General features: G+C 70.2%; 22 protein-coding genes. 14 read left to right on the forward strand and 8 right to left on the reverse strand.

What is annotated here, in order from left to right; genetic code table 11:
- Positions 1-42: 42 nt before the first annotated feature.
- The 9 genes from KIP79_RS02620 to KIP79_RS02660 are packed head-to-tail and all read left to right on the forward strand — an operon-like array spanning position 43 to position 10,387.
- Positions 43-1,686 (forward strand): ABC transporter substrate-binding protein, encoded by a 1,644-nt coding sequence (locus KIP79_RS02620; protein ID WP_214103056.1) that lies wholly within the window; start codon positions 43-45, stop codon positions 1,684-1,686.
- Positions 1,683-2,606, forward strand: coding sequence for an ABC transporter permease (locus KIP79_RS02625; protein WP_214103057.1), 924 nt, complete (start codon positions 1,683-1,685; stop codon positions 2,604-2,606). The genes KIP79_RS02620 and KIP79_RS02625 overlap by 4 nt, the downstream gene beginning before the upstream one ends.
- Positions 2,603-3,397: an ABC transporter permease gene (locus KIP79_RS02630; RefSeq protein WP_214103058.1), complete on the forward strand. Its 795-nt coding sequence runs from the start codon at positions 2,603-2,605 to the stop codon at positions 3,395-3,397. The genes KIP79_RS02625 and KIP79_RS02630 overlap by 4 nt, the downstream gene beginning before the upstream one ends.
- Positions 3,394-4,995, forward strand: a complete 1,602-nt coding sequence (locus KIP79_RS02635; protein WP_214103059.1) for a dipeptide ABC transporter ATP-binding protein — start codon at positions 3,394-3,396, stop codon at positions 4,993-4,995. Before KIP79_RS02630 ends, KIP79_RS02635 begins: the two co-directional genes overlap by 4 nt.
- Positions 4,992-6,317 (forward strand): NtaA/DmoA family FMN-dependent monooxygenase, encoded by a 1,326-nt coding sequence (locus KIP79_RS02640; RefSeq protein WP_214103060.1) that lies wholly within the window; start codon positions 4,992-4,994, stop codon positions 6,315-6,317. The genes KIP79_RS02635 and KIP79_RS02640 overlap by 4 nt, the downstream gene beginning before the upstream one ends.
- Positions 6,317-7,468, forward strand: a complete 1,152-nt coding sequence (locus KIP79_RS02645) for an LLM class flavin-dependent oxidoreductase (RefSeq protein ID WP_214103061.1) — start codon at positions 6,317-6,319, stop codon at positions 7,466-7,468. Before KIP79_RS02640 ends, KIP79_RS02645 begins: the two co-directional genes overlap by 1 nt.
- A complete protein-coding gene (locus KIP79_RS02650; protein ID WP_214103062.1) occupies positions 7,465-8,520 on the forward strand; it encodes an LLM class flavin-dependent oxidoreductase in 1,056 nt (351 codons plus the stop codon). The genes KIP79_RS02645 and KIP79_RS02650 overlap by 4 nt, the downstream gene beginning before the upstream one ends.
- Positions 8,517-9,629 carry an LLM class flavin-dependent oxidoreductase gene (locus tag KIP79_RS02655; protein ID WP_214103063.1) on the forward strand — a complete coding sequence of 371 codons (1,113 nt, stop codon included), beginning with the start codon at positions 8,517-8,519 and terminating at the stop codon, positions 9,627-9,629. Before KIP79_RS02650 ends, KIP79_RS02655 begins: the two co-directional genes overlap by 4 nt.
- A gap of 11 nt (positions 9,630-9,640) precedes the next feature.
- On the forward strand, positions 9,641-10,387 hold the full coding sequence (locus KIP79_RS02660; protein WP_214103064.1) for a DUF1684 domain-containing protein: 747 nt from the start codon (positions 9,641-9,643) through the stop codon (positions 10,385-10,387).
- On the opposite strand, the gene KIP79_RS49170 is transcribed toward KIP79_RS02660, so the two are convergent.
- The gene (locus tag KIP79_RS49170) at positions 10,384-11,187 is read right to left on the reverse strand and encodes a GNAT family N-acetyltransferase (RefSeq protein ID WP_308169534.1); all 804 of its coding nucleotides are present in this window, start codon (positions 11,185-11,187) and stop codon (positions 10,384-10,386) included. The two genes, KIP79_RS02660 and KIP79_RS49170, sit on opposite strands and share 4 nt — an antisense overlap.
- 57 nt (positions 11,188-11,244) lie before the next feature.
- On the opposite strand from KIP79_RS49170, the gene KIP79_RS02670 reads away from it, so the two are divergent.
- The 3 genes from KIP79_RS02670 (at position 11,245) to KIP79_RS02680 (ending at position 13,405) form a co-directional block, all read left to right on the forward strand.
- Entirely contained in the window at positions 11,245-11,730 is a 486-nt protein-coding gene (locus tag KIP79_RS02670) for an HAD domain-containing protein (protein WP_214103066.1), read from the forward strand.
- A gap of 68 nt (positions 11,731-11,798) precedes the next feature.
- Positions 11,799-12,461, forward strand: coding sequence for a TetR family transcriptional regulator (locus KIP79_RS02675; protein WP_214103067.1), 663 nt, complete (start codon positions 11,799-11,801; stop codon positions 12,459-12,461).
- Between the two features lie 2 nt (positions 12,462-12,463).
- Positions 12,464-13,405 (forward strand): glycoside hydrolase family 113 protein, encoded by a 942-nt coding sequence (locus tag KIP79_RS02680; RefSeq protein WP_214103068.1) that lies wholly within the window; start codon positions 12,464-12,466, stop codon positions 13,403-13,405.
- A gap of 144 nt (positions 13,406-13,549) precedes the next feature.
- On the opposite strand, the gene KIP79_RS02685 is transcribed toward KIP79_RS02680, so the two are convergent.
- From KIP79_RS02685 to KIP79_RS02715, 7 genes are all read right to left on the reverse strand, one after another.
- Complete coding sequence (locus KIP79_RS02685) at positions 13,550-15,058, reverse strand: glycoside hydrolase family 62 protein (RefSeq protein ID WP_214103069.1); 1,509 nt, start codon at positions 15,056-15,058, stop codon at positions 13,550-13,552.
- Positions 15,059-15,590: 532 nt separating this feature from the next.
- On the reverse strand, positions 15,591-16,865 hold the full coding sequence (locus tag KIP79_RS02690; protein ID WP_214103070.1) for a glycosyltransferase: 1,275 nt from the start codon (positions 16,863-16,865) through the stop codon (positions 15,591-15,593).
- Positions 16,862-19,105: a GH92 family glycosyl hydrolase gene (locus KIP79_RS02695; RefSeq protein ID WP_308169540.1), complete on the reverse strand. Its 2,244-nt coding sequence runs from the start codon at positions 19,103-19,105 to the stop codon at positions 16,862-16,864. Before KIP79_RS02695 ends, KIP79_RS02690 begins: the two co-directional genes overlap by 4 nt.
- Positions 19,106-19,198: 93 nt before the next feature.
- Positions 19,199-20,386, reverse strand: a complete 1,188-nt coding sequence (locus KIP79_RS02700) for a CaiB/BaiF CoA transferase family protein (protein WP_214103071.1) — start codon at positions 20,384-20,386, stop codon at positions 19,199-19,201.
- Entirely contained in the window at positions 20,383-21,432 is a 1,050-nt protein-coding gene (locus tag KIP79_RS02705; protein WP_214103072.1) for an MBL fold metallo-hydrolase, read from the reverse strand. Before KIP79_RS02705 ends, KIP79_RS02700 begins: the two co-directional genes overlap by 4 nt.
- Positions 21,422-22,717, reverse strand: a complete 1,296-nt coding sequence (locus tag KIP79_RS02710) for a M24 family metallopeptidase (RefSeq protein ID WP_214103073.1) — start codon at positions 22,715-22,717, stop codon at positions 21,422-21,424. The genes KIP79_RS02705 and KIP79_RS02710 overlap by 11 nt, the downstream gene beginning before the upstream one ends.
- Before the next feature lie 36 nt (positions 22,718-22,753).
- Entirely contained in the window at positions 22,754-23,953 is a 1,200-nt protein-coding gene (locus KIP79_RS02715) for an aromatic ring-hydroxylating oxygenase subunit alpha (RefSeq protein ID WP_214103074.1), read from the reverse strand.
- A 198-nt stretch (positions 23,954-24,151) separates the two neighbouring features.
- On the opposite strand from KIP79_RS02715, the gene KIP79_RS49175 reads away from it, so the two are divergent.
- A complete protein-coding gene (locus KIP79_RS49175) occupies positions 24,152-24,349 on the forward strand; it encodes a ferredoxin (RefSeq protein ID WP_214103075.1) in 198 nt (65 codons plus the stop codon).
- Positions 24,346-25,575, forward strand: coding sequence for an NAD(P)/FAD-dependent oxidoreductase (locus KIP79_RS02725; protein ID WP_214103076.1), 1,230 nt, complete (start codon positions 24,346-24,348; stop codon positions 25,573-25,575). Before KIP79_RS49175 ends, KIP79_RS02725 begins: the two co-directional genes overlap by 4 nt.
- Positions 25,576-25,593: the final 18 nt, after the last annotated feature.

Here is a 25,593-nt window from a genome sequence, read left to right on the forward strand (position 1 = left end):
GGTCGTGAGGCGCCCTGGCGCGCCTCCGGAGAGGTGACCCTCTTGCCCTCTTTCCGCTCCCCCCTGGCCGCCCTGGCGATCCTCCCGATCCTCGCCCTCACCGCCTGCGGCGGCGGCACCCCTCCCGCCCAGACCGAGACAGCCGGAGCGCCTGTCAAGGGCGGCTCCCTCGTCTTCGGCGTCAACACCGAGCCCCTCAACCTCGACCCCCACGCCAGCCCCCAGGACGTGACCGGCCTGTTCACCCGCCCGGCGCTCGACTCATTGGTGGCCCTCGACGACCAGGGCGGCATCCACCCCTGGCTCGCCTCCTCCTGGGAGATCTCACCGGACGGCAGGACGTACACCTTCAAACTCCGTCAGGACGTGAAGTTCACCGACGGCGGGGTCTTCGACGCCGAGGCGGTCAAGACCAACCTGGACCACATCGTGGACCCGAAGACCAAGTCGCAGCTGGCGGCCGCCGCCTTCGGCCCGTACGAGAGCACGGAGGTGATCGACGCCCAGACGGTCGCGGTGAAGTTCAGCAAGCCGTACTCGCCCTTCCTGGCAGCCCTGGCCACCGCATATTTCGGCATACAGTCCCCGAAATCGCTCGCAGAGGGGCCCGAGGCGCTGGCCAAGAAGGTCGTCGGCACCGGCCCGTTCATCATCGACGCCTTCGTCCCCCACCAGGGCATCACCTACCACCGCAACCCTGACTACAACTGGCCCCCGGCGGGCGCCAAGCACACCGGCCCGGCCTACCTGGAACGCCTGGAATTCAAGATCCTCACCGAGGACGCGGTAAGGCTGGGCGCGCTCACCAGCGGCCAGATCGACGCCATCGCCAGCGTGCCCCCGGTCAACGTCAAGCAGGTGGAGGCCGACCCCCGGCTGGCCATCGTGCGCAAGCAGGCCCCGGGCGGCAACTACAACTACTACCCGAACACCGCCTCGGGCGTCTTCGCCGACCAGAAGGTACGCCAGGCCTTCCGGGACGGCATCGACTTCGCCACCATCGTCGGCAAGCTCTACTTCGGCACCTTCGACCCCGCCTACAGCCCGATCTCCCCGGCCACCCACGGCTACGACGCCGCCACCGAGACCCAGTGGCGGCACGACCCCACCGGCGCGGCGCGACTGCTGGACGAGGCGGGCTGGACCGGCAAGGACGCCGAGGGCTACCGCACCAAGGACGGCAAGCGGCTGACCGTGCGCTGGCCGTTCCTGAAGTCCTTCGCCCGGGAGCAGCGCGGCACGCTCGCCGAGCAGGTGCAGGCCGAAGCCAAGAAGCTCGGCTTCGACGTGGTCTTCACCGACGTGACCCCGACCGACTTCGCCCCCAAGGCCATCGCCGGCGACTACGACCTGATCGACTTCAGCTGGCAGCGCGCGGACGGGGACGCGCTGCGCGCCCTGTTCGCCATCTCCAACATCCCGAGCGCCTCGTTCTTCGGCCAGAACCTGGCCCGGTACAAGAACACCGAGGTGGACGGCTGGCTCAGCGACGCGCTGGCCACCACCGACCTGGCCGACCGGGCCGCCCTGTACGCCAAGGTGCAGCAGCAGGTGAACACCGACGTGGCGGTCTTCCCGGTCTACGTCTTCAACTACCTGCTGGGCGTGTCGAAGAACGTCCGGGACATCGCCTGGGAGCCGCAGGCGTACCCGACCTTCTACGACGCCTGGGTGTCCAAGGCATGACCAAGCGGATCCTCACCCGGCTCGGCACCTCGGTGCTGGTGCTCTGGGGGGCGGTGACGGTCTCCTTCACCGCCCTGCACCTCACGCCCGGCAACGTGGTGGACGTGCTGATCGGCAGCTCGATCGTCACCCCCGAGGTGCGGGCGCAGATCATCGCCGACTACGGGCTCGACCGGCCGCTGCCCGTGCAGTACGCGACCTACCTCGGCCGGGTGCTCCGCGGCGACCTCGGGCAGTCCTACCAGTTACACGAGTCGGTGGCCACCGCGATCGGCACCCAGCTGGGGCCCTCGCTCCAGCTGGCCGGGGCCACGCTGCTGGTCACGGTGGTGGTGTCGACGACGCTGGCGCTGCTCACCGCCCGGCGCAGGCGGTGGATCCGCGGCCTGTCCTCCGGCCTGGAGCTGGTCGGCGTCTCGATCCCCACGTTCTGGGCGGCGATCCTGCTGCTGACCGTCTTCTCCTTCCAGCTGGGCTGGTTCCCCGCGGTCGGCGCCGACGGCTGGAGCGGCCTGGTCCTCCCGGTCATCGCGACGTCGATCCCGATCACCACCATGCTCACCCAGCTGATGCGGGAGAGCCTGGAGCTGACCCTGGAGGAGCCCTTCGTGCTGACCGCGCGCTCGCGCGGCATGTCCGACCTGGGGGTACGGCTCCGCCACGCGCTTCGGCACGCCCTGGTCCCGGCGGTGACGCTGCTCGGCTGGGTGGTCGGGCTGCTGGTGGGCAGCATGGTGGCGGTCGAGCAGATCTTCTCCCGGCAGGGCATCGGCCAGCTCACCCTGGCCGCCGTCACCGGCAAGGACCTGCCGGTGGTGATGGGCGTGGTGCTGGTCACCGCCGTGCTGTACGTGGTGGTCAACATCGTGATCGACCTGCTCTACCTGGTCATCGACCCCCGGTTGCGGAGCGCGGCGTGAGGGCGCGGGTGGGGGTCGGGGCGGCCTCGGCGGTGCTCGCCCTGATCACGCTGGCCGCGCTGGCGCCCGGCCTGCTCACCGGCGGCCCGCCGGACCAGGCGGACGCGCTGGCCGCGCTGGAGGGCCCGAGCGCCGCGCACTGGTTCGGCACCGACGCCAACGGCCGGGACGTGTTCACCCGCGTGGTGTACGGCGCCGCGCCGTCGCTGCTGGCCGGTCTCGGCGCGACCGCGCTGGCGGTGACGGTGGGCACCGCGCTCGGGCTGCTGGCCGCGCTCGGCGGCCGGGTGCTGGACGAGGTGGTGATGCGGCTGGTGGAGGTGGTGCTCGCGCTGCCCACCCTGCTGCTCGCGCTGCTGGTGATCACGGTCACCGGCCCGGGCACGGTCAACGTGATCCTGGCCATCGCGCTCTACACCGCGCCCAGCTACGCCCGCCTGGTCCGGGCCCAGACCATGGTGATCCGCCGGGCGGGTTACGTGGAGGCGGCCACCTCGCTGGGCCTGAGCCAGGGCCGGATCATCCTCCGCCACGTGCTGCCCAACGCGTTCGAGCCGCTGCTGGTGCTGGCCACCATCGAGGTCGGCATCGCCCTGGTGGCCGCCGCCTCGCTCAGCTACCTCGGTCTCGGCCCGCAGCCACCGGCGCCGGAGTGGGGCGCGATGCTCTCCGGCGGCCGGGACTACTTCTCCGTCGCGTGGTGGATCGCCATCTTCCCCGGGGTGGCGATCACGCTGACCGTTCTGTCCATCACCGTCGTCGGGCGGCACCTGCAGCGGAGGATCTCGTGAGCGTACCGGTGGTGGAGGTCGCGGACCTGCACGTGAGCTTCGGTCCGGTGGCGGCCGTGCGCGGGGTGTCGCTGGCGGTGCATCCGGGCGAGTGCGTGGCCCTGGTGGGCGAGTCGGGCTCGGGCAAGAGCGTCACCGCCCGCACCCTGCTCGGCCTCACCGGGGAGCAGGCCGAGGTGAGCGCCACCCGGCTGCGGATCGAGGGCCTGGACGCCTCGGGGTTCAGCGAGCGCCAGTGGCGGTCGGTCCGGGGGCGGCGGATCGGGTTCGTGCTCCAGGACGCGCTGGTCTCGCTGGACTCGCTCCGCCCGGTGGGCAAGGAGATCGCCGAGACGCTCCGGCTCCACCGCGCGGTCCCCCGCGACGCCGTACGGGGACGGGTGCTGGAGCTGCTCACCGAGGTCGGCGTGCCGGAGCCGGAGCGCCGCGCCCGGCAGTACCCGCACGAGCTCTCCGGCGGGCTGCGCCAGCGCGCGCTGATCGCCTCGGCGATCGCCTGCCATCCCCGGCTGCTGATCGCCGACGAGCCGACCACCGCGCTGGACGTCACCGTGCAGGCGCAGATCCTGCGGCTGCTGGGCGAGCGCAAACGGGCGGGCACGGCGTTACTGCTGATCAGCCATGATCTGGCGGTGGTGGCCGAGCTCGCCGACCGCATCCTGGTGATGAAGGACGGCGTGGTCGTGGAGAGCGGCCCGGCCCAGCGGGTGCTGCGCGAGCCGGAGCACCCGTACACCCGGGGGTTGCTGGCGGCGATTCCCACGGCGGCGGCCAAGGGCGCCCGGCTGTCGGATCCCGCCGCTCCCCCGCTGCGGCGCGCGCCCGCGGGCGAGGTCGTGATCGAGGCGCGTGACCTGGCCAGATCCTTCCGCGGGCACCGGGCCGTGGACGGTGTGTCGTTCGAGCTGCGCGCCGGGGAGACGCTGGGCATCGTCGGGGAGTCCGGCTCGGGCAAGACCACCACCGCCCGGCTGGTGCTCGGCCTGCTCGCCCCGGATCGGGGTTCGGTCGCGATCGACGGGCAGCCGTGGGCCGGGCTCACCCCTCGACGGCGGCGCGAGCTGCGGCGGCACATCCAGGTGGTCTACCAGGATCCGCTCAGCTCGTTCGACCCCCGGTTCACCGTGCGGCGCATCCTGGCGGAGGCCCTCGACGTCGGCGGCCGGCCCCGGGGCGAGGCGGTGCGGCTGCTGGAGCAGGTCGGCTTGGACGCCGGCGTGCTGGACCGACGTCCGTTGCGGCTGTCCGGCGGGCAGCGGCAGCGGGTGGCGATCGCCCGCGCGCTGGCGCCACGCCCGCGCGTGATCGTCTGCGACGAGCCGGTGTCGGCGCTGGACGTGTCCATCCAGGCCCAGGTGCTGGACCTGCTCGCCGAACTGCAGGCCGAACTGGGGGTCGCCTACCTGTTCATCTCCCACCACCTCGGGGTGGTTCAGCACGTCAGCGACCGGGTGCTGGTGATGAAGGACGGCAGGGTCGTCGAGTCCGGCGACGTGCACCAGGTCCTCACCGCCCCCACGGCCGCCTACACCCGCGAGCTGCTGGCCGCCGTTCCGCAGCTCGACACCACCGCATCCCTGGTCAGGAGGGCGTCATGACCAAGCAGATCCATCTGGCCGCGCACTTTCCCGGCGTCAACAACACCACAGTCTGGTCCGACCCCCGGTCGGGCAGCCAGATCGACTTCGACTCCTTCCGGCACCTGGCGCAGACCGCCGAACGGGGGAAGTTCGACTTCTTCTTCCTGGCCGAGGGACTGCGGCTGCGGGAGATGAAGGGCCGCATCCACGACCTGGACGTGGTCGGCCGCCCCGAGTCGCTGACCGTGCTGGCCGCCCTGGCCGCCGTGACCACCCGTCTCGGTCTCGCCGCCACCGTCAACTCCACCTTCAACGAGCCGTACGAGGTGGCGCGGCGGCTGGCCTCCCTGGACCACCTGAGCGGAGGCCGGGCCGCCTGGAACGTGGTGACCAGCTGGGACGCCTTCACCGGCGAGAACTTCCGGCGCGGCGGCTACCTGGCGGAATCCGACAGGTACACCCGCGCGGCCGAGTTCCTCCAGACCGTCAGGGAACTCTGGGACTCCTGGGCCCCTGACGCGATCACCGCCAAGGACGGGCAGTTCATCCGGCCCGGCGGCATCAGCACCTTCCACCACGACGGGCTGCACTTCACCATCACCGGCCGGTTCAACGTGCCCCGCCCCCCGCAGGGCCACCCGGTGATCATCCAGGCCGGGGACTCGGAGGAGGGACGCGACTTCGCCGCCGCCTCCGCCGACGTCATCTTCAGCCGGCACAGCAAGCTGGAGGAGGGCCGCGCCTTCTACAAGGACGTGAAGAGCCGGCTCGCCCGGTACGGCCGCGAGCCCGGCGACCTGAAGATCCTGCCCGCGGTCACCTACGTGCTCGGCGACACCCAGGAGGAGGCCGAGCGGCACGCGGCCGAGATCCGCAGGGCCCAGGTCAGCCCGCAGACCGCGATCTCCTTCCTGGAGGGGATCTGGGGGCGCGACCTGTCGGCGTACGACCCGGACGGGCCGCTGCCGGACATCGAGCCGGACCTCGGCAAGGGCGTCTCCGAGGGCCGGGCGCAGTTCCGGGGGGACCGGGGCGCGGTGGCGGCCAAGTGGCGGGCGCTGGCCGCCGAGAAGAACCTGTCCATCCGCGAACTGGTCATCGAGACCGCCGCGCCGCAGACCTTCGTCGGCACGGCCGCCACGGTGGCCGAGCAGATCAACACGTTCGTGCAGACCGACGCCGCCGACGGCTTCATCTTCGTCCCGCACCTGACCCCCGGCGGCCTGGACGACCTGGTGGACAAGGTCGTGCCGCTGCTCCAGGAGAAGGGCGTGTTCCGCGCCGACTACACCGGCCCCACCCTCCGCGACCACCTCGGCCTCAAGACGAAGGAGCTGTGATGACCCTGCACCTCGCCGTAGCCCTGGACGGCGCCGGCTGGCACCCCGCCGCCTGGCGGGCCGAGGGCGCCCAGCCCGACCGGCTGTTCACCGCCGGGTACTGGGCCGAACTGGTCCTGGAGGCCGAGCGCGGCCTGCTCGACTGGGTGACCTTCGAGGACTCCCTCGGTCTGCAGTCCGCCCGCTTCGACGGCCCCGACGAGCGGCTGGACCAGGTGCGGGGACGGCTGGACGCGGTGCTGCTGGCCGCCAGCCTGGCCCCGCTGACGTCCAGGATCGGGCTGATCCCGACCACCAGCGTCACCCACACCGAACCCTTCCATGTGGCGATCGGCATCGCCTCCCTGGACTACGCCAGCCGGGGCCGGGCGGGGTGGCGTCCCCGCGTGTCCGCTCGTCCTGACGAGGCCGCGCACTTCGGCCGCCGTGAGTTCCCGCCGATCGACCTGGCCAGCCCCCAGGTGGCGGAGCTGTTCGCGGAGGCGTCCGACGCCGTGGAGGTGGTACGGCGGCTCTGGGACAGCTGGGAGGACGACGCCGAGATCAGGGACGCCGCCACCGGCCGGTTCATCGACAGGGACCGCCTGCACTACATCGACTTCGAGGGCAGGTTCTTCAAGGTCAAAGGCCCGTCCATCACCCCGCGCCCGCCGCAGGGGCAGCCGCTGGTGACCTCGCTCGGGCACAACACGGCGCCGTACGAGTTCGCGGCGCGCGGCGCCGACGTGCTCTACATCACCCCGCAGGACCGGGACGACGCGCGCAGGATCACCGAAGAGGTCAGGGCGGCGGAGGCGACCGTCGGCCGGACCGGGCCGTCGCTGAAGGTCTTCGCCGACCTGGTGGTCTTCCTCGGCGGTCACAAGGCCCGCCTGGACGACCTGGACGGTGGCGCCCTGGAGTCGGACGCGCACATCTTCGAGGGCACCCCGGCGGAGCTCGCCGACCTGCTGCTGGACTGGAGGCCGGCCGGCCTGGACGGCTACCGCCTCCGTCCCGGCGTGCTCCCCCACGACCTGGCGGCGATCACCCAGGGCCTGGTGCCGGAACTCCAGGCCCGGGGGGCTTTCCGGAAGGCGTACGAGACGGCGGACCTGCGCGGGCGGCTCGGCCTGGCGCGGCCCGGCAGCCGGTACGCGAGGGCGTCTTGAAGTTCCTCGCGCTCACCCTCGCCTTCCACACGCCGCATCCGGTCACCGGTGAGCTCACACCGGTCAGCCGGCGGTTCCGCGAGGTGGTGGCGAGCGCCGTCCAGGCCGAGGAGCTGGGGTTCGACGGGTTCGCCTTCGGGGAGCGGCACGAGCGGCCGTTCCTGTCCTCCTCGCCGCCGGTGGTGCTCAGCCACATCGCCGCGCTGACCTCGAAGATCCGGCTGTTCACCGCGGTGACCACGCTCAGCCTGCTGGACCCGGTCCGGGCGTACGAGGACTACGCGACCCTCGACCACCTGTCCGGCGGGCGGCTGGAGCTGATGATCGGCAAGGGGAACGGCACCGCGCAGGCCGAGCTGTTCCACGTGACCGAGCAGGACCAGTGGGATCGCAACCGGGAGGGCTACGAGCTGTTCCGGCGGCTCTGGCGGGAGGACCGGGTGACCTGGTCCGGGCGGTTCCGGCCGCCGCTCGCCGAGGCCGAGGTGCTGCCCCCGCCGCTGCAACGGCCGATCCGGGTCTGGCACGGCAGCGCCACCAGCAAGGAGTCGGTCGAGCTGGCCGCCTACTACGGGGATCCGCTGTTCTCGGCCAACGTCAGCAATCCCGTCGAGCCCTATGCGGAGCTGGTCGCGTACTACCGGGAACGGTGGGAGCACTACGGCCACGACCCGGCGGACCTGCTGGTCGGGGCCGGCAGCGCGGGCTACTACAGCACGCCGCGCTCCCAGGACGCGATCGAGACCTACCGGCCGATCTTCGAAGCGCGGCTGAAGTTCTTCGCCTCGCGTGGTCTCGACCCGGTCTTCCCCACGCTGGAGGACGCCATCGAGCGCAGCTCCCTGCTGGTGGGCAGCCCGCAGCAGATCATCGACAAGATCCACCGGTACCACGAGCGGCTCGGCCACGAGGTGATGCACCTGTCCGCCGAGGCCGACGGGCTCACCGAGGCCCAGCACCGGGCCTCACTCGAACTGTTCCAGGGGGAGATCGCCCCCGTGCTCCGCAAGGAGATCCCCAGCAGGCCGCTATCCCCGGGAGGGCTCACATGACCCGGCTGTCCATCCTCGACCTGGCCCCCATCGTCGCGGGCGGGAACGCGCGGGAGGCGCTCAGGAACACCATCGACCTGGCCCGGCGGGCGGAGGCGGCGGGCTACCACCGCTACTGGCTGGCCGAGCACCACCTCACGCCCGGCGTGGCCAGTTCGGCCCCGGCCGTGCTGATCGGCGCGGTGGCCGCAGCCACCTCGCGGATCCGGGTGGGGTCGGGGGCGGTGCAGCTCGGCCACCAGACCGCGCTCGCCGTGGTCGAGCAGTTCGGCACGCTGGAGGCCCTCCACGCGGGGCGGATCGACCTCGGGCTCGGGCGGTCCGGGCAGCGGGCCAAGGAGATGCGCGCCGAGGCTCCTCCCCCGCCGCCGCCCACCGAATCGAAGGTGGTCGACGGGCTGCTCATCCCGCCGCCGTTCTCGTTCGCCTCGATCGCCAAGTCGCCGATCTTCCGGTTGTGGGCGAGCCTGCTCCAGCAGCCCGGGGCCGAGTCACCCGACTTCGCCGAGCAGGTGGACGACATCCAGGCGCTGATCGCCGGGACGTACCGGTCGGCGGAGGGGTTGGAGGCGCACGCCCAGCCCGGGGAAGGGGCCGATCTGGAGATCTGGGTGCTCGGCAGCAGCGGCGGGCAGAGCGCGCAGGTGGCCGGGGAGCGGGGGCTGCCGTTCGCGGCCAACTACCACGTCAGTCCGGCCAGCGTGCTGGAGGCGGTGGAGGGCTACCGGGACGCGTTCAAGCCGTCGGAGATCCTTTCTGCGCCGTACGTCATGGTCTCGGCGGACGTGGTGGTGGCCGGGAGCGACGCGGAGGCGCGGCGGATCGCGGAGCCGTACGGGCTGTGGGTGCGGAGCATCCGCACCGGCGCGGGTGCGATCCCCTTCCCGACTCCGGAGGAGGCGGCCGCTTACGCGTGGACCCCGGAGGACCGCGCGCTGGTCGCCGACCGGCTGGACACCCAGTTCGTCGGATCACCGCAGACCGTGACGGAACGGCTGCGTGTGCTCCGGGACGCGACCGGCGCTGACGAGCTGCTGGTCACCACCATCACCCACGATCACGCCGACCGGGTGCGCTCGAACGAGTTGCTCGCCGCGGCCTGGCACTGAGGAGACCCACCATGAGCGAAACCGATTGGCAGCACTGGCGGACCGCCCGCGCCGAGGAGGCTCGCGGGCTGCTGGCCCTGACCGGGACCTACTGGATCGACGGCGAGACCGCCGTGCCGGGAGTGCCGGGGGTGTGGCAGCCCTCGGCTGCCGGGGGCGTCGAGCTGAAGGCGGTCGCGCCGGACGGGCTGACCCTCGCCGGGGAGCCGATCAGCGGCACGGTCACCCTCGCCCCTGATGTGGCCGGCCTCCATTACGGCCCGGTACGCCTGTCGGTGCTCGTCAAGGACGGCCTGCCGGTCGTGCGCACCTGGGACCCTGACTCGCCCGCCCTGCGTGCCTTCGCCGGGATCGACGCCTTCCCGTACGATCCCGGCTGGCTCCGGCCCGCCGTGTTCACGCCCTACCCCGCGGAGCAGGCCACGGCCGTACCCACCGCCGACGGCCGGGAACGCGACCTCGTGCTCGCCGGGGAGGTGGCGGTGATCCTGCCGGACGGCACCCACACCCTGGCCGTGAGCCGGGCGGGCGACGGCCTGACCGCCCAGTTCAGCGACCTGACCAGTGGCGAGTCGACCTTCAAGTTCCGCACCTTGCCGCTGCCCGCCCCCGACCCGGACGGCTCACTGGTGGCCGACTTCAACCGGGCCTACCTACCCCCGTGCGCCTTCACCGACCACTACCTCTGCTTCTTCCCGCCCGCGGGCAACCGGCTCGACGTCGGGGTGACCGCGGGCGAGAAGGCTCTACTCACCTAAACCGGGACCTCGGCGGGCACCTGCACCACCCGGAAGCTCATGGTGCGGCGCAGCCGGAATCCCAGCGTCTGGTACAGCCGGATCGCCCCAACGTTGTCGGCCGTGGTGTGCAGGAACGGCGTCTCCCCCCGCGCCCGTATCCCCGCAGCCACGGCCAGCACCAGCCGACCGGCCAGCCCCTGCCCCCGGTGCTCCGGATCAGTGCACACCGCGCTGATCTCCGTCCACCCCGTCGGATGCAGCCGCTCCCCCGCCATCGCGACCAGCGCACCACCCCGTCTCACCCCGAGGTACGTACCAAGCTCAACGGTCCTCGTCAGAAACGGCCCCGGCTGAGTCCGCGCCACCAACTCCAACATCTCCGGCACATCCGCCCGCCCCAACCGAACCGGTTCCTCCCACTCCGCCCCCATGACGTCCTCCCCGGACATCTGCACGCCCTCCAACGTCATAGGCTCCCCCCACCCCACCGGAGGCGCGGCATCCACCCCCGCAAGCGGCACCATCCCCCCCGGCCCCGCCAACGCGGCAGCATCCGCCCAATCCTGCGGCCCCGGCTCCCCCTCCAACGCCAGAAACGGCGACACATCAGCCGGATAACGCAGCACCCGCCCCAACCTCTCAGCGAAGCGCGCATGCCCACCGGTCAACGAGGCCCACACGGGATTGTCCAAGGGGTGCCGATCACTACTCATGAACACGCCTTCCCATCCATTCCCGACAAACTCTACCTGTTTACCCGGATAATCCCCAGCCCGGGACCCCGCCATTCTCCCCCTCCCACCCGACCTGACAGGCATCCGCGCACCACTGCTCGCTAGATGACCATGTGATGCGGCCCGACATATCCTGCGGCAATGCCGGGTTTCGCGGGCCGTCCGTTGTTGTTCCTCGATGTTGACGGCCCCCTCATTCCGTTCGGGGCTCCCGGTGGGTACGCGGGCGGCCGGGCAGCGTCGTCAGGGGCGAACCCACTGTTGGGCAGGGTCGATCCTCTGCAGGGGGTGCGGCTGTCGGCGTTGCCGTGTGAGTTGGTGTGGGCGACGTCTTGGATGGGCGATGCGAATGAAGTGATCAGTCCGTTGCTTGGGCTGCCCGAGTTGCCGGTGGTGGAGTGGCCGGAGTCGGATGAGGAGGGGGCGCTGCACTGGAAGACGCGTGGTCTGGTCGGCTGGGCGGATGGGCGGGCGTTCGTCTGGGTTGACGATGAGATCACTGATGCTGATCGGGATTGGGTGTCTGTGCATCATCGCGGGCGGGCGCTGCTTCATTGTGTTGACGCTCGGCGGGGGCTTACGGACAGCGACTTCGTTGCCATAGGTGACTGGTTGGCGCGGTTGTAGGCGATCAGGCTGAGGGTAAAAGTGAACTCGGTTTGCTTTTAAACTGGGTTTGGTTTTACGTTGTGTGGGTGAGTGGGCTGCGGGAGCGGAAGAAGGAGCAGACGCGGCGGCGGATTGCTGAGGTGGCTCTGCGGTTGTTTGTGGAGCGGGGGTTTGACGCGGTGACGGTGAATGAGATCGCTGCTGCCGCGGAGGTTGCGAAGGTGACCTTGTTCAAGTACTTCCCGACGAAGGAGTCGTTGGTGCTTGAGGGGGTGGCTGGGGAGGACCTGGCGGGGATCGTTGCGAAGCGGGGGGCTGGGGAGTCGCCGCTGGTGGCTCTGCGGGGGTATTTCGTGGCGTCGGCGACGCGGGATGAGGCGGGGGACTGGTGCGCGGAGGTCGATGACGCGGGCGGGGAAGGGCAGAGGCAGGCGCGGGAGGCGTTGGTCTCGCGGATGCGTTTGATTTTTGAGAGTCCCGCGTTGGCCAGTGCGGCCAATGAGTTGCTGTACCGGCAGCGTCAGGCGCTGGCGGAGGTGCTGGTCGAGGAGTACGGGGAGTTGGCGGCGGCGCTGATGGCGGCGCAGATTTGCGCTTCTGTGCTGACTGTTCAGGAAGTGTTCTATCGCCGGCTCGTGGCGGGGGCTTCGCTCGCGGAGGCGGGGCAGAGGCTTGAGGACGACGTCGAGCTTGCCTTCGATCTGCTGGAGCACGGGATGGACCGGTTGGACCGGCCGAAAGGACGATGAGGATGCGCGCCAGGGGGATCAACTACGACACGGGCTTCCTGCCCGGTGAGCAGATCAGTCGCCGGCATTTTGACCTGCGGGCCGTTCAGTACGACATCGACGTCATCGCGAATGAGCTGCACTGTGACGCCGTTCGCATTTCGGGGAGGGATCCCGAGCGCTTGACGAAGACGGCGGAGATCGCGGCGGCTGCCGGGTTGGAGGTCTGGTTCGCGCCCTTCCCGGTGGATCTCCCGGCCGGGGAGATGTTGCCGCTGTTCACCGACTGTGCTCGGCGGGCGGAATCCATCCGTCGTTCCGGTGCCAGGGTCTTCTTCGTCACCGGTTGTGAGATCAGCGCGTTCGCGAGCGGGTTCATGCCGGGTGCGACATGCCAGGAACGCATGCACACCATGGCGACCGCGGATCTGGAATGGTGGTTGTCCCTGGGGCCGATCATCGAGAGCCTCAACGATTTCCTGGGGCAGGCGGCGGCCACCGTCCGGTCGCATTTCGACGGTCCTGTCACGTATGCCTCCGCCCCCTGGGAACCCGTCGACTGGAGTCCTTTCGATGTGGTCGGGCTCGACGCGTACCGGGCCGAGTACAACGCCGAGTCCTTCGCGACGGAACTGCGGGAGCAGCACAAGCACGGGAAGCCGATCGCCGTGCTGGAGTTCGGCACCTGTGCGTATCGGGGTGCGGGCAAGCTCGGCGGGATGGCCTGGCAGCCGCCCAAGGATGCGGTGCGGGACGAGTCCGAGCAGGTCAGGTACTACACCGAGCTGATGTCCATCTTCGAGCAGGAGTCGGTGGATACCGCCCTGTGGTTCACCTTCGCTGGTTTCACCCGGACAGGCGAGGCCGACCTGGGCTCCTACGGCATCGTCACCATGCTCGACGAGACGAAGTGGCAGCCTAAGGCGGTTTTTCACACTATGTCCGCCTACAACAGATCACATTAGGGCGACTGACTGCGGGTCCCACGAGACCGTGGGACCCGCGAGCGAGTCAGGCGATGGATGTCTCGCCGCACAAGTGGACCTCGACACCGAGTTCGGCGAGGAGGGCCTTGTCGGCTGTCGCGGCGTCGGGGGCGTACGCGACGGTCAGCAGGTGGAGTTGGTCTGGGTGAGCAGGCCAAGACGCCACGGCAGCGAGTTGTAGTCGCCGCCCGCGTTGGGGTCCAGGCCTTGGTAGAGGTAGCGCAGGTTGCAGGGGCTGATGGTGAGGGTCTGGTCGGTCTGGGTGCGGACCATCTCGCCGTGGCTGATGTCGCGGGTCCAGGCGGTGCCGGTGAAGGTCACGTTGTTGGCCCGGGCGAACGGGTTGCTCTCAGTGGCCGCGAGCGGTGTCCAGGATCCGGCGATGCTGGAGGAGGTCCAGGACCGGAACCAGCGGCGGCCGTCGGAGCCGATGGCCTCGACGATCAGCAGGTACTGGTTCTGCCCTTGGATCTTGTAGACGTTGGCCGCTTCGAACAGGTTGTTGCGGTTGGCGTCCTGGAGGGCGATGACGGTGTTGGTCATGCCGTTGGGGAAGTTGGCCAGGGTGGTCTGGGAGCGGTAGAGGTGGCCGTTGTCGTCGGAGGAGAACAGGTAGCAGTTGGCGCTGTCGCAGATGACCCACATGTCGACCCAGTAGCCGTTGCCGATGTTCTGCTGGATGATGGCCGGCATTGAGGAGTAGAAGTTCCTCGGGGCGCTCCACCCGTTGGGGTTGGAGATGTCGGGGTTGGTGGAGTAGGAGGCGTTCCCGGTCTGGTACACCAGGTACCACAGGCCCTGCGGCGCGAAGTAGAACACCTGGGGTGCGGCCCGGTAGCCCGACCCGATCGGGGTCCGGTCCAGGTAGTAGTGCGTGGCCGAGGCGGCCTGCGACCAGTCGGTGAAGCTCAGGTACACCATGTTGTAGCCCGAGGCGTTGGCAGTGCTGGCGAACACGTGGTACTTGCCGTTGTGGTACACCACGGTCGGGTCCTTGATCCCCGCCACGTTGTGGGTGCTGTCCGACTTCGGCGAGATCAACACGCCACTGGAACTCCACCGGAAGCTCGACGGCAGCGTCCCGGTGCCGCCCGAGGGGCTCGGGGAAGGCGAGGGACTCGGAGTGGGGGTGGGCGTCGGAGTCGGAGTCGGGCTGGGGGTCCCCGGGGAGCCCGTGCAGGCCACGCCGTTCAGGGCGAAGGAGGTGGGGACGGGGTTGGAGCCGCTCCACGAGCCGTTGAACCCGAAGGAGGTGTTGCCGCCGGACGGGATGGCGGCGTTGTAGCTGAGGTTGGTCACCGTCACCGACGAGCCGGACTGGGTGCGGGTGGCGTTCCAGATGTCGGTGATCTGCTGGCCGGCCCCGAAGGACCAGGTCAACCGCCAGCCGCTGACCGCGTCGCCGAGGTTGTTGATCGTGACGTTGACGTTGAAGCCGCCCGGCCACTGCGAGGCAATCGAGTAATCGACCCGGCAGGCGACGGCGGCCTCCGCGCGCGGCGCGCCCAGTAACCCGGTCGCCGCCGTGAGCAGCAGCGGTGCCGCCATGATCGCCACCCTCCGGCGCAGGGCCTGACGAGGTGGCGTGGTCGGCGCGATGGCGGAGCGGCGCGCTCGCCGAAACAGGTGCATGCCTGAGCCTCCATTGATGGCTGAGTGAGGAAGACGCGGGAGACACCCGCGGAGTTGAACGCGATCCGGCGCCGGACGGCGTCACGAATCGCGCCTTGCCACTCACCATCGACCTCGCCAGGAGGAGGCCGCCCGAGGAGTCAGTGTGGAAATCTCCGTAAACCATGTCAAGACCACCCCGGGAGACTCCCGGAAGGCCGCATGCTGCGCCGACAGTCGTAGCTGAAATTTTCACCACGGCCCACCTGCGGGAAATGCGAACACGGCCAGAGAGGAGAAGGCGGGCCTTCGTCGTCGGAGGTCCGGCACAGGTGCCGCGCTTGACGGGACCTGTCACCGTCGTATTGGCTCCGCCATGCCATCACCAACCGCCCAAAACGAAGTCCGACCACGCGGAAACCAAGGAAGGCTGGCTTAGCAGTGCAAATGTTAGCGCTAACAGGAATTCGCCATTGGCCACCGGAATAGGGCCACCCTGCTACCGGAGCGCGACGGGCGGCCCGCGCGCTCCGGTGTGAACACTTTTGCCAGGTCAGGCAACCCCGACGGCGAGTGCGTTCTGCGGGAACAGGCCGTCGAACACCGCGGTCCGGTCGAAGGCCATGGCGTAGGCGCGGGCGCGAAGCTCCATTTCCTGCCGCTCGGCGGCGGACATGTCCAGGACCACCCGGTCCACGGTCGCGGCCAGCCCGGCGACGTCCCCGGGCTCGACCAGGACGGCGGTGTCGCCGACCGCCTCCAGGGTCCCGCCCGTCGTGGTCGTGATGATCGGGCCACCGCCGGCCAGCATCTTCTCGGCCAGGGCGATGCCGAACGTCTCCACGAACTCCGGTTCCGGCTTGGTCGGCAGCGCGTACGCCGCGCAGCCCCGCATGAGCAGCGACTTCTCCTCGTCGTCCACGTCGGTCAGCACGACCACCCGCTCGTCCCGCGCCGCCACCGCCTGCACCTGCGCCAGATCGGGTCCGGTCCCCGCGACCACCAGTTTCACCCGCGACCGGCAGCGCATCCGGCCGTACGCCGCCAGCAGGTCGTGAATGCCCTTCGCCCGGGTCACCCGGGACAGGAAGAGCACGTACCCGTCCCGTTCCAGGCCGCGCCTGGCGAGCGCGGCGTCCACCCGCGCCGGGTCCAGGTCGAGGAAGGCGGCCGAGTCGATCGGCGGATAGCTGACCGTCACCCGGCGGCGGCACTCCTCGGCGAACCTCGTGCCGCAGGCGGCGTCCACCTGCTCGGCCGCGGCGACGATCTCTACTCGGGTGTACTCGGAGACCGCGACGACCTCGTCGTTGGCCAGGAAGGTGGTGAACAGCAGGGTCGCCGCGCCGAACCGGCCTTCCCGCAGGCAGGACCGGATCACGTTGGTCACGTCGGAGCCGACCGCCTTCACGACGGTGTGCACGTTGGGCGCGAACCCGGCCGCCCGCGCGGAGGCGACCGCGTCGATGACCACCGCGGCGTGCGGCATGAGGTACATGGACAGGCAGGTGGTGGGCACCGGTTCGGAGAGCAGTTCGATGAGGCGGCCGGTGAGACCGGCCTGGTGGCGCCCGTCCGGCACCCGGTAGTCCCCGATCGGCTCCGGCCGCTCCACGGTGATCCCGGGACTGTACGGCAACAGCCGGTCCAGCGGCTTGAGCGGCAGCCCGGCCGCCTGCAACGCCGGAATCGGCCAGGTCAGCAGCCGTACGTCATCGAACCCGCGGGTCAGCGCCACCTCGGCGAGGTTGCGCGCCTCACCGGAGTGGCCGCAGATGACCGGATCGGCCCTGACCACGATGACGAGACGGCGACGGGGGTGGCTCATCGTGTTTCCTCCGATGTCACAAGCGGATCGGAAAGGGATGGTGGGCGGACCCCCCGCCCCCACGCCGACGGCTCCGGGCCCAGCCGCAGGTGCAGCCGGCCGCCGCGGTGCACGGTGGCGGCGCTCAGGTGCGCAGCGTGCAGGGGTTTCCCGTTGAGGGTCGCCGACTGGACGTACTGCGCCGGCGGGTCACGGTCGATGCCGTCGACACCGATCGGCGTCTCGCGGTGCCCGCTGGTCTCGATGACGAACTCGTTGCCGCCTGCCCGGAGCACGGCGCGGCCGAACGCGGGCGCGTTGACCAGGAACAGGTTCTGCCCGGCGATCGGGAACAGCCCCAGCGACGCCCAGACGTACCAGGAGCTCAGGCCCCCGGAGTCGTCGTTACCGGGCAGCCCGCCGGAGCCGGTGCCGAACTGCCAGGTCAACGCCGCCTGTACCACCTCGGCCGTACGGTCGGGCCGGCCCGCGTAGTGGTAGGCCCACGGCGCCTCCATGTCGGGCTCGTTGTTCAACCCCTCGAACCGGTTCAGGGCGTAGCCGGCCGCCATCTCGGCCGGCTCCGGGCGCCGGCCCGGTTGCTTCACCGGTGCGGCGCCGAAGCCGAAGAACCTGTCCAGCTTGTCGATGAAGGCCTGGTCGCCGCCGGCCAGCGCGATCCTCGCCGCCATGTCGTGCAGCAACCGGAACGAGTAGTTCCACTTGCCGCCTTCGTAGAACTCCGAGTCGCGCAGCAGTCCCGTGCTCGGGTCGAAGGCGTTGGACCACTGGCGGCTGCGGGCCTCGAGGTCGTCGGCCAGGCGCCAGTCGTTCAGTGCCCGGGCGACCTTCGCCGTGCAGTGGTGGCCGTAGGCGAGGTCGAGGGTGTGGGTGATCGGGTGCACCACTCCGTGCTCGAAGAAGTCCTCGCCGTACAGGCGGCGCAGGTCGTCGACCATGTGCACGAGCGCCCAGTTCCAGTCCAGGCCCGCGAGGCCGAGCGCGTGGGCGTCCGCCAGCGCGGTGTGCGCCAGCGCGCTGGCCTGGCGGAAGAACCGGTCGGCGCCGCGCGCCATCCGGTACCCGATGGGAAAGTTGCCCTCCTCCTCGCAGACCCGGATCAGCGACTCCAGCAGATCCGCGGCCCGGTCCGGGACGATGGCCGCCAGCAGCGGCAGCTGCGTCTTGTAGATGTCCCACATGGTGCAGACGTCGAACGCGTACGGCCCGGGGTTCGGCCAGAACGGGCTTTCGTCGTCGGCGACGCACGGCTTGATCAGCGAGTGGTAGAGCGCCGTCGCGAACACGGTACGGCGGGCCGGCGTGCCCCCCTCGACCTGGACACGGTCGAGGTGTTCGCCCCAGCGGAGCCGGGTCCGGGAACGCACCCGGTCGAAGGCCGGCTGCCCCTGCCCGCACTCGCGCTCCAGGTTCTGCCGCGCCTGGTCGCACCCGCGCAGCGAGAACCCCAGCCGCACCTCGATGGTCTGTCCCGCCACGGCGCGGCCCATGAAGAGCATGCCGAAAGGCCGCAGCGTGGTGTGCCGGATGCTGTCGAAGTCCAGGCGGGTGCCGCCGTCGATGAGCCGCCGGTCGTACCAGAGCATCTGCCGCCAGCCCGTGGGGCTGTCCACGTCCAGGTGTACCGACAGCGGAACGCCCTCCATCACCACCGTGCCCTGGGCCCGGCCGTGGCCCATGCTCTCCACCTGCGCCCGCAACGGCACCGTACGGCCGTGCTCGATGGCCAGGCCGCCGCAGGACAGGTCGATCACCACACGGGCGCTGCTGTGCTCCGGAAAGGTGTACCGGTGCACGGCGACCTTGGTGCCCACGGTGACCTCACAACGAACCCCCGTGTCCAGGGTCGCCGCGTAGTACCCCGCCTCCGCCACCTCGTCGCGCAGCGGCCAGGCCTCCCCCAGCGCGTCCAGCGGCTGCACCATCGGGGTGACCCGGACGTAGTTGTAGTACTTGCGGATCGCGCCGGTACCGGACTGCTGGAAATGGGTGAACCCGGAGGCCTGCAGCCGCTCGAACATCTCCTCGGGCACGCCCTCGGTGTTCTTCGTGTACCGCCCGTACCCCGTCGGGTACGCACCCGAATAGGCACAGGCCGACACCATGCCGAGCGGCGACGTGGCACCCGGGTGGGTATTGCCCACCTGCGGTTTCGGCCACCACCAAGTCGCGGCGAGACCACGTGCCGAAGGCAGGTCGGTAGCCGCGATGCCGATGAAGGGATCAACGTTGTCTAGGATGGCGAGACTCTACCCAGAGGGGTTCCCCCTTAGGTTTCGGCGAGATGAAATCCTCCGTCCAGCGATTCAAAAGTCTCGACACAAGGTCCCAGTTCAGGGGTTGTCGGGCTCGGCGTCGAACACCGCCCCTGCCTCGTAGAGAGCGGTGCGCTCGGACTCGTCGATGCCGAGCTCGTCCAGGAGAGCCCGGGTGTGCCCGCCCGGGACCTCGAACCACCGCGAGGGCGGCACTCCACCGTCCACGTTGATCGGCGTGGCGAGCTGCCTGACCAGGCCAAGCGTCGGGTGCTCGACCTCGTTGACCAGGCCACGGTGTTCGATGTGCGGATCGGCCAGTAGGTCGGTCAGCGAGAGCACCGGTGTGAGGCCGAGTTGATGCTGCTCGCCGACCGTCTGCCAGTGGGCACGCGACTGCCGGCCAAAGATCGCCACCAGCTCGCGCCGCACCCTTTCGCGCTCCTCGGGATCGAGCAGCGCCGCTTCGAGGTCCGGCCGCCCGATCGCGGCGCAGAACCGCTTCCAGACCGAGGGCTCCACCGCGCCCAGGACGATCGCCTTGCCGTCCGAGGTGGCGTAGGCGCCGTTCGCCGGGGAGCCGCCGAACTCCTCGATCTCCGACGGATCGGCGATGCCCTGCCGCCAGAAGTACTGCGCGTCGTAGCCGAAGAGCGAGATCACGGCGTCCTGGATGGAGATGTCCACGCAGGCGCCGAGGCCGGTGCGGTCCCGCCGGTGCACGGCGGCGAGCACCGCGACAGCGGCGTACAGGCTCGCGACGGAATCACTCAGCGGGAAGGGGAGGATCGCCGGGTCGCCACGGTTGGCGGCGGCCATGGCCGCCGTGACCCCGCCCATCGCCTGGTAGTTCATCTCATGGCCGCCGAGACCCGCGTACGGACCGGTCTGACCGAAGCCGGTCACCGAGGCGTAGACCAGATCCTTCTTCACCTTGCTCAGCGAACCGTAGTCGAGGCCGAGCCGCGCCGCCGTGCCGGGCGCGAAGCCCTCGATGACGACATCCGCTTCCGCCACGAGGTGGCGGAGCACCTGTCTTGCCCCGTCCTGCTTGAGGTTCAGGCCGATGCTCCGCTTGTTGCGGCTGTGCCAGAGCCAGCGCGGATGCTCGATGGAGGTCAGCATCGGCACGTCGTCCGGATACGACGAGCGCGGCCGGTCGATCTGGATGACGTCGGCGCCGAGGTCGGCCAGCACGGTGGTGCCGAACCGTACCGGCGAGAACGTCGACAGGTCCAGGATCCGCATCCCGTTGAGGAGACTCACCGCGCGACACCCTCGGTATAGGTGATGACGCCGGCGTCGAACGTCTGCGTGAGCACGTTCTGTTCGACGAGAAGCTCCAGGTGGGCCGACGTCTCCACGACCGCCAGCATGCGATGGAAGACCGGCAGCCCGTCGAAGTCGACCCGCCGCCTGGTCCATGGGAGCTCGCGCGCCACCTGGAACCCGGTCGTACACCCCGCGCGCACGGCCGTCAACGTGTTCCGGAGGCGCTCGTCGTGGTGCGTCAGCAGCTCGTCGACGCGGGCGTGGGCGGAGGGCGCGACCGGGCCGTGCGCCGGCAGCAGCAGCGCGTCCGGAAGCCGCCGCACCCGGCGCAGCGCCCCGAGGAAGTCGCGCAGCGGCGATCGTCCGGGGACCGGCTCCAGGCCGATGGACGGGGTGATGTGCGGGAGCACGTGGTCACCGGCGAAGAGCAGACCCGCGTGCTCGTCGTGGAAGACGAGATGGCCCTGCGTGTGGCCGGGGGTCGGCACGGCGTGCAGCCGCCGGTCGCCGACCTCGATGATCTCCTCGTCCACGATCCACGAGTCGGGTGCTTCCCACAGGTCGGCCGCGATCCCCTGGGCCTTGGCGTCGTCGCCGATCTCGTCGGCGAGGGCCTCGGCGCCGTTGGCGCGCAGCAGCGCCAGCTGGGCGGCGTACGCGGGCCAGTCGGGACTGCCGAGTGCCGCCAGCGCCGGGGCCTCGCGGATGCCGACGCGCACCCGCGAACCGTGGTCGCGCCGCGCCTGGGGGCCGAGCGTGTAGTGGTCGCGGTGGGCGTGGGTGACCAGGAACTCGCGTACGTCGCCGACCGCGTACCCGAGGGACGACAGCGCGTGTTCCAGGGCGGCGCGTGCCCGCCGGAGCGCCTGGCCCGCGTCGATCAGCGTCAGCCCGTCGGGGCGCTCCAGCGCGTAGACGTTGACCGCCGCGAGCTCGTCCGGCAGCGGCAGGGGGATCCGGTGCACCCCGGGCGCCACCGGCTCGGCGCCGGGCTCGGACCACGATCCGGCGCGGGCGGCCGTTGCGGTCTCAGATGACACTGGCTGCCAGGATCTCGTGACGCGGGTAGAAGTCGATCGCCTCCGGCCCGTTCTCGGTGATCACGACCATCGTCTCCAGGCGTACGCCGGCCTTGCGGTGCACACCCTCGATGCCCTCGACCGCGATCACCATGCCGGCCTCGATCTCCTCCGGGTGTTCGAAGGACCACTGCCGGTTGATGATCGGCGGGTTGTAGTGCACGAAGCGCGACCCGGCGTTCACCAGGCCGATGCCGTGCCCGAACTCGATGGTGAGCAGCTCCGCCTCGTCGGTGTAGCCCCACTTGCTCGCGGGCGCGAAGTGCCGGGCGGCGTCGGCCGTGCTGGCCCCTGGCCGCAGCTCGCCGATCACCGAGTCGAGCCGGTCCCGCAGCGTGTCGTACCAGCCGGACTCCTCGGCGGTCGGGCGGCGGCCAACGATGTACTGCCGGTAGAGGCACGCCGTGTAGCCGAGGTAGGAGCTGCCGCAGGTGAGCACGTAGGCCAGGTCACCGTACTCGATGCGCCGGTCGCTGCTGCTGATGCCGCGCTCGAACGCCAGCGGGCCGGCCATCACCTTCGAGGCCCCGAACTCGGCGCCGGCGTCCTCGACCGCGCGCTTGACCTCCTTGGCGACCGTGCTCTGCAGGACGCCCGGCCGGAGGGTCTCCAGCGCCCGGTGGAAGCCGGAGGAGCTGATGGAGGCGATCATCCTGAGGCAGTTGATCTCGTCGCGCGTCTTGACGCGGGCGCTCTCCATGAGCAGCGGCAGCCCCGGACGCACGTCGATGCCGACGCCGATCAGGGCGGACACCGCCCGCTCGCCGAACTCGCTGACGGCCAGCGGTTCCCGGCCGAGGCCGCGTTCGTTGAGCTCCGCGGCGATCTCGTCGGCGAAGAGCTTGGACTCGGCCTCGGCGGCCGACTGCGGCACCGGGCCCTCCAGCCAGGTGCGCGCGATCCGCCACTCGGGGATCCACGGGGCCTGGTCCGGCATCTGGTGGTAGGAGCCGGCCGGGGCGTAGACGACCGGTGGATGGTCCACGAAGAACAGCGCGTACCCCGCCTGGAGCTGGAACTCTGACCAGAAGAACCCGCAGAGGTACCGGACGTTCTCCGCGCCCGTCACCAGCAGCGCCGGGATGTTCGCCGCGCGCATGATCTGCCGCATCCGGGCGGCGCGCTCCTCGCGCATCCGGTTGGTGTCGATGCCCTCGTGGGTGTCGTTGGTCGTCGGCCCGAAGTGCAGTTTGTCCGCGTACTGCAGGGGCGGCGGGACGTGGTCGGGGTGGGGGTGCTGTGACACGTGGATCTCCCTTGGGCGGAGGGTCGGGCCGGCTGGTCAGTGCTGGGCGGCGGCCAGCTCCGTCTCGATGGTCTTGTGGAAGTGCTGCAACGCGGGCTCGTTGCGGCCGAAGTAGAACTTGTCGATGGCCCCTTCGGCGATGTTGCGATGGCACTCCTCGGCCATCGGGATGTCTTCGGCGGTGAGGATCCACTGCGTGTTGTGGAACCGCTTCTCGTGCACGTCCGCGTTCGACCAGTCGGTGTAGGCGAAGTAGTTGTGATGCATCACGTTCTCCGCGACCGACCGGCCCGGCAGGATCAACGAGTACTCCACGTGGTCCTGCATGACCGACAGGATGACGTTGGGGAACAGGAAGTAGATGAGCTGCACGTGGCGCATCAGGGGCCAGTCGTCCTCTTCGACCTCGGCGAGCTCATTGATCTTGCGGCCGAGGAAGCCGCTCATGACGTGCGGCCCGTAGAGGTCGACGGTGGCCTGGTTGGAGTTGTTGTACTTGGCGACGGTCGTCTTGTGCAGCGAGGCGAAGTGGTACGGCTCCAGGTAGCCGTCCACGGCCAGCTTCCAGTTCGACGCGGTGACGACCGGCGGGTGGATGGCCGGTGTGGCCAGGTCCATCTCCAGGCCCCACTCGGCGAACTGCGGGCCGAGCCCGCACAGCGCCTCGTCGACGTCGATCGGCTCCGGGTTCTCGGCCAGGCGCGTCCCGCGCACGAAGATCAGTCCGTACTTCTCCGCCACCGGGACCTGCGCGAGCCCGGTGCATCCGGGGTCGAGCTGCCCGAAGTTGTCCCCGCCGCGCACTTTCCGCAGTGAGCCGTCCAGGTTGTAGGCCCAACCGTGGAACTTGCACACGAAGGTACGCGCCGCCCCGGCATCGTAGGCGACGTTGGCGCCGCGGTGCAGGCAGGCGTTGACGAAGGCCCGCAGCGAGCCGTCCGCCTGCCGGGCGATGACCAGCGGGCAACCGGGCAGGTCCAGGGTCTTGTAGGACCCGGGGGCAGGCAGTTCCACGCTGAGCCCGGCGAACACCGGCCGCCCGCGGAACAGCACCTTCTTCTCGAGCTCGAACCGGTCCAGGTCGAGGTACCGGCTCGCGGGCTGCTCATAGATCGAGTCGGCCTGCTCGTTGGCGTGGTTCATCACCAGTGAAAGGCCGCGTCGCGCTACGTCGAGCGCCTTCGAGTGGCGCTGCCGGGCAGATCGGCGGTCCGGTGACTGGGTCTCGATGGTCACGAGCGCTCCCTGTCCGCCGCGGAACGGCGTTGATCGTTTACACTCATGGTGTATGCTTTCACTCATGCGTCTTAGGTGTCAAGGTCAAACTTGCCCGGTAGCGCGGTTGCAGGGGGTTCGATCACGACATCTCTTGCACTTGTAATTCAACATATCGGCACCCCTGGTGCATGGTCATCAGAGACGAGGGGAGCACGGGTGACCCGACTTACGGTCGATCTCGAGCTGTGCGAGGGCTACGGCAACTGCATCTTCGAGGCCGACGACTACTGCGAACTCACCGAGGACGGCGTCGTCCGCCTGGTCCGCCAGGATGTCCCGGCGGCCGACCTCGCGCGGGTGGAGCTGGCCGTCGCGAGCTGCCCGGTCTCCGCGCTCCAGCTGGAGAACAGGTGACCGGCGTCCTGATCGTCGGCGGCTCCATCGCCGGCGTCCGTACCGCCCAGCGGCTGCGCGCCGGCGGGTACGCAGGGAGCATCACGATCGTGGAGCGCGAACGGCACCTCCCCTACGACCGGCCGCCCCTGTCCAAAGAGGTGCTGCTGGCCGACGAACCGGTCTTCCCGTCGCTGCTGACCGCCGAGGAGACCGAAGAGCTGGAACTCACCCTCGGCGTGGCGGCGACCGGCCTCGACCTCACCGCCCGCGAGGTCAGGCTCTCCGACGGGAGGTCGATCGGCTACCAGGACGCGCTCGTGGTGGCCACCGGCGCCCGGGCGAGAACCTCACCGTGGCACGGCCTGGACCGGGTGCTGGACGTGCGTGGCTGGGAGGACGCGGTGAACCTGCGGGCCGCCCTCCGGCGAGCCCGGTCGGTCCTGGTGGTCGGCGCCGGATTCATCGGCGCCGAGGTCGCCTCCGCCGCACGGGGGCTGGGGATCGAGGTGCACCTGGTCGACGTCGCCGAGGTGCCGATGGCGCGGCACTTCGGCGCCGAGATCGGTTCGCTGTTCGTCGATCTGCACCGGCGCCACGGGGTTCACACCCACTTCGGGACCGCGGTCGAGGAGATCGCCGAACACGGCGGACGGCTCCGCGCACGCCTCGGTGACGGCACCACGATCGCCGCCGACGTGGCCGTGGCCGGTCTCGGCACCGAACTCAACACCGAGTGGCTGGCCGGCTCGGGACTGGCCGTCGAGTCGGGCGTCGTCTGCGACGCGGGAGGCAGGGCCCGGAACGCGACGGACGTCTACGCCGTCGGCGACGCCGCGCGCTGGTGGCACACCGCGCGCAGGCTGCACGCCCGATCGGAACACTGGACCAGCGCCGTGGAGCAGGCGGCGGTCGTGGCGCACAACATCCTGAACCCGGAATCACCCCGCGAGCACCTGTCCCTCGACTACGTCTGGAGCAACCAGTACGACTGGAAGATCCAGATCGCCGGGACCCCGTGGACCGGAGTCCGCCACCAGGTGGTGAGACAGGAACGCGGGGAACGGTTCGCGGTCCTCTGGGCACGGGAGGACGACGAGCTGTGCGGCGTGCTGGCGGTCAACTGGCCGCAGGCCGCCGTACACGGTCGTCGCTGTCTGGCCGCGGGCCAACCCATGAGCCGGCTGGCCGCACAGGTCGCCGGACGCCCGGCGCCGCCGACGAGCACGATCACCCAAGGAGCATGAGATGGCCGGTCGCAGCAC

The organism is Acrocarpospora catenulata (assembly GCF_018476525.1).
Lineage (GTDB): Bacteria > Actinomycetota > Actinomycetes > Streptosporangiales > Streptosporangiaceae > Acrocarpospora > Acrocarpospora catenulata.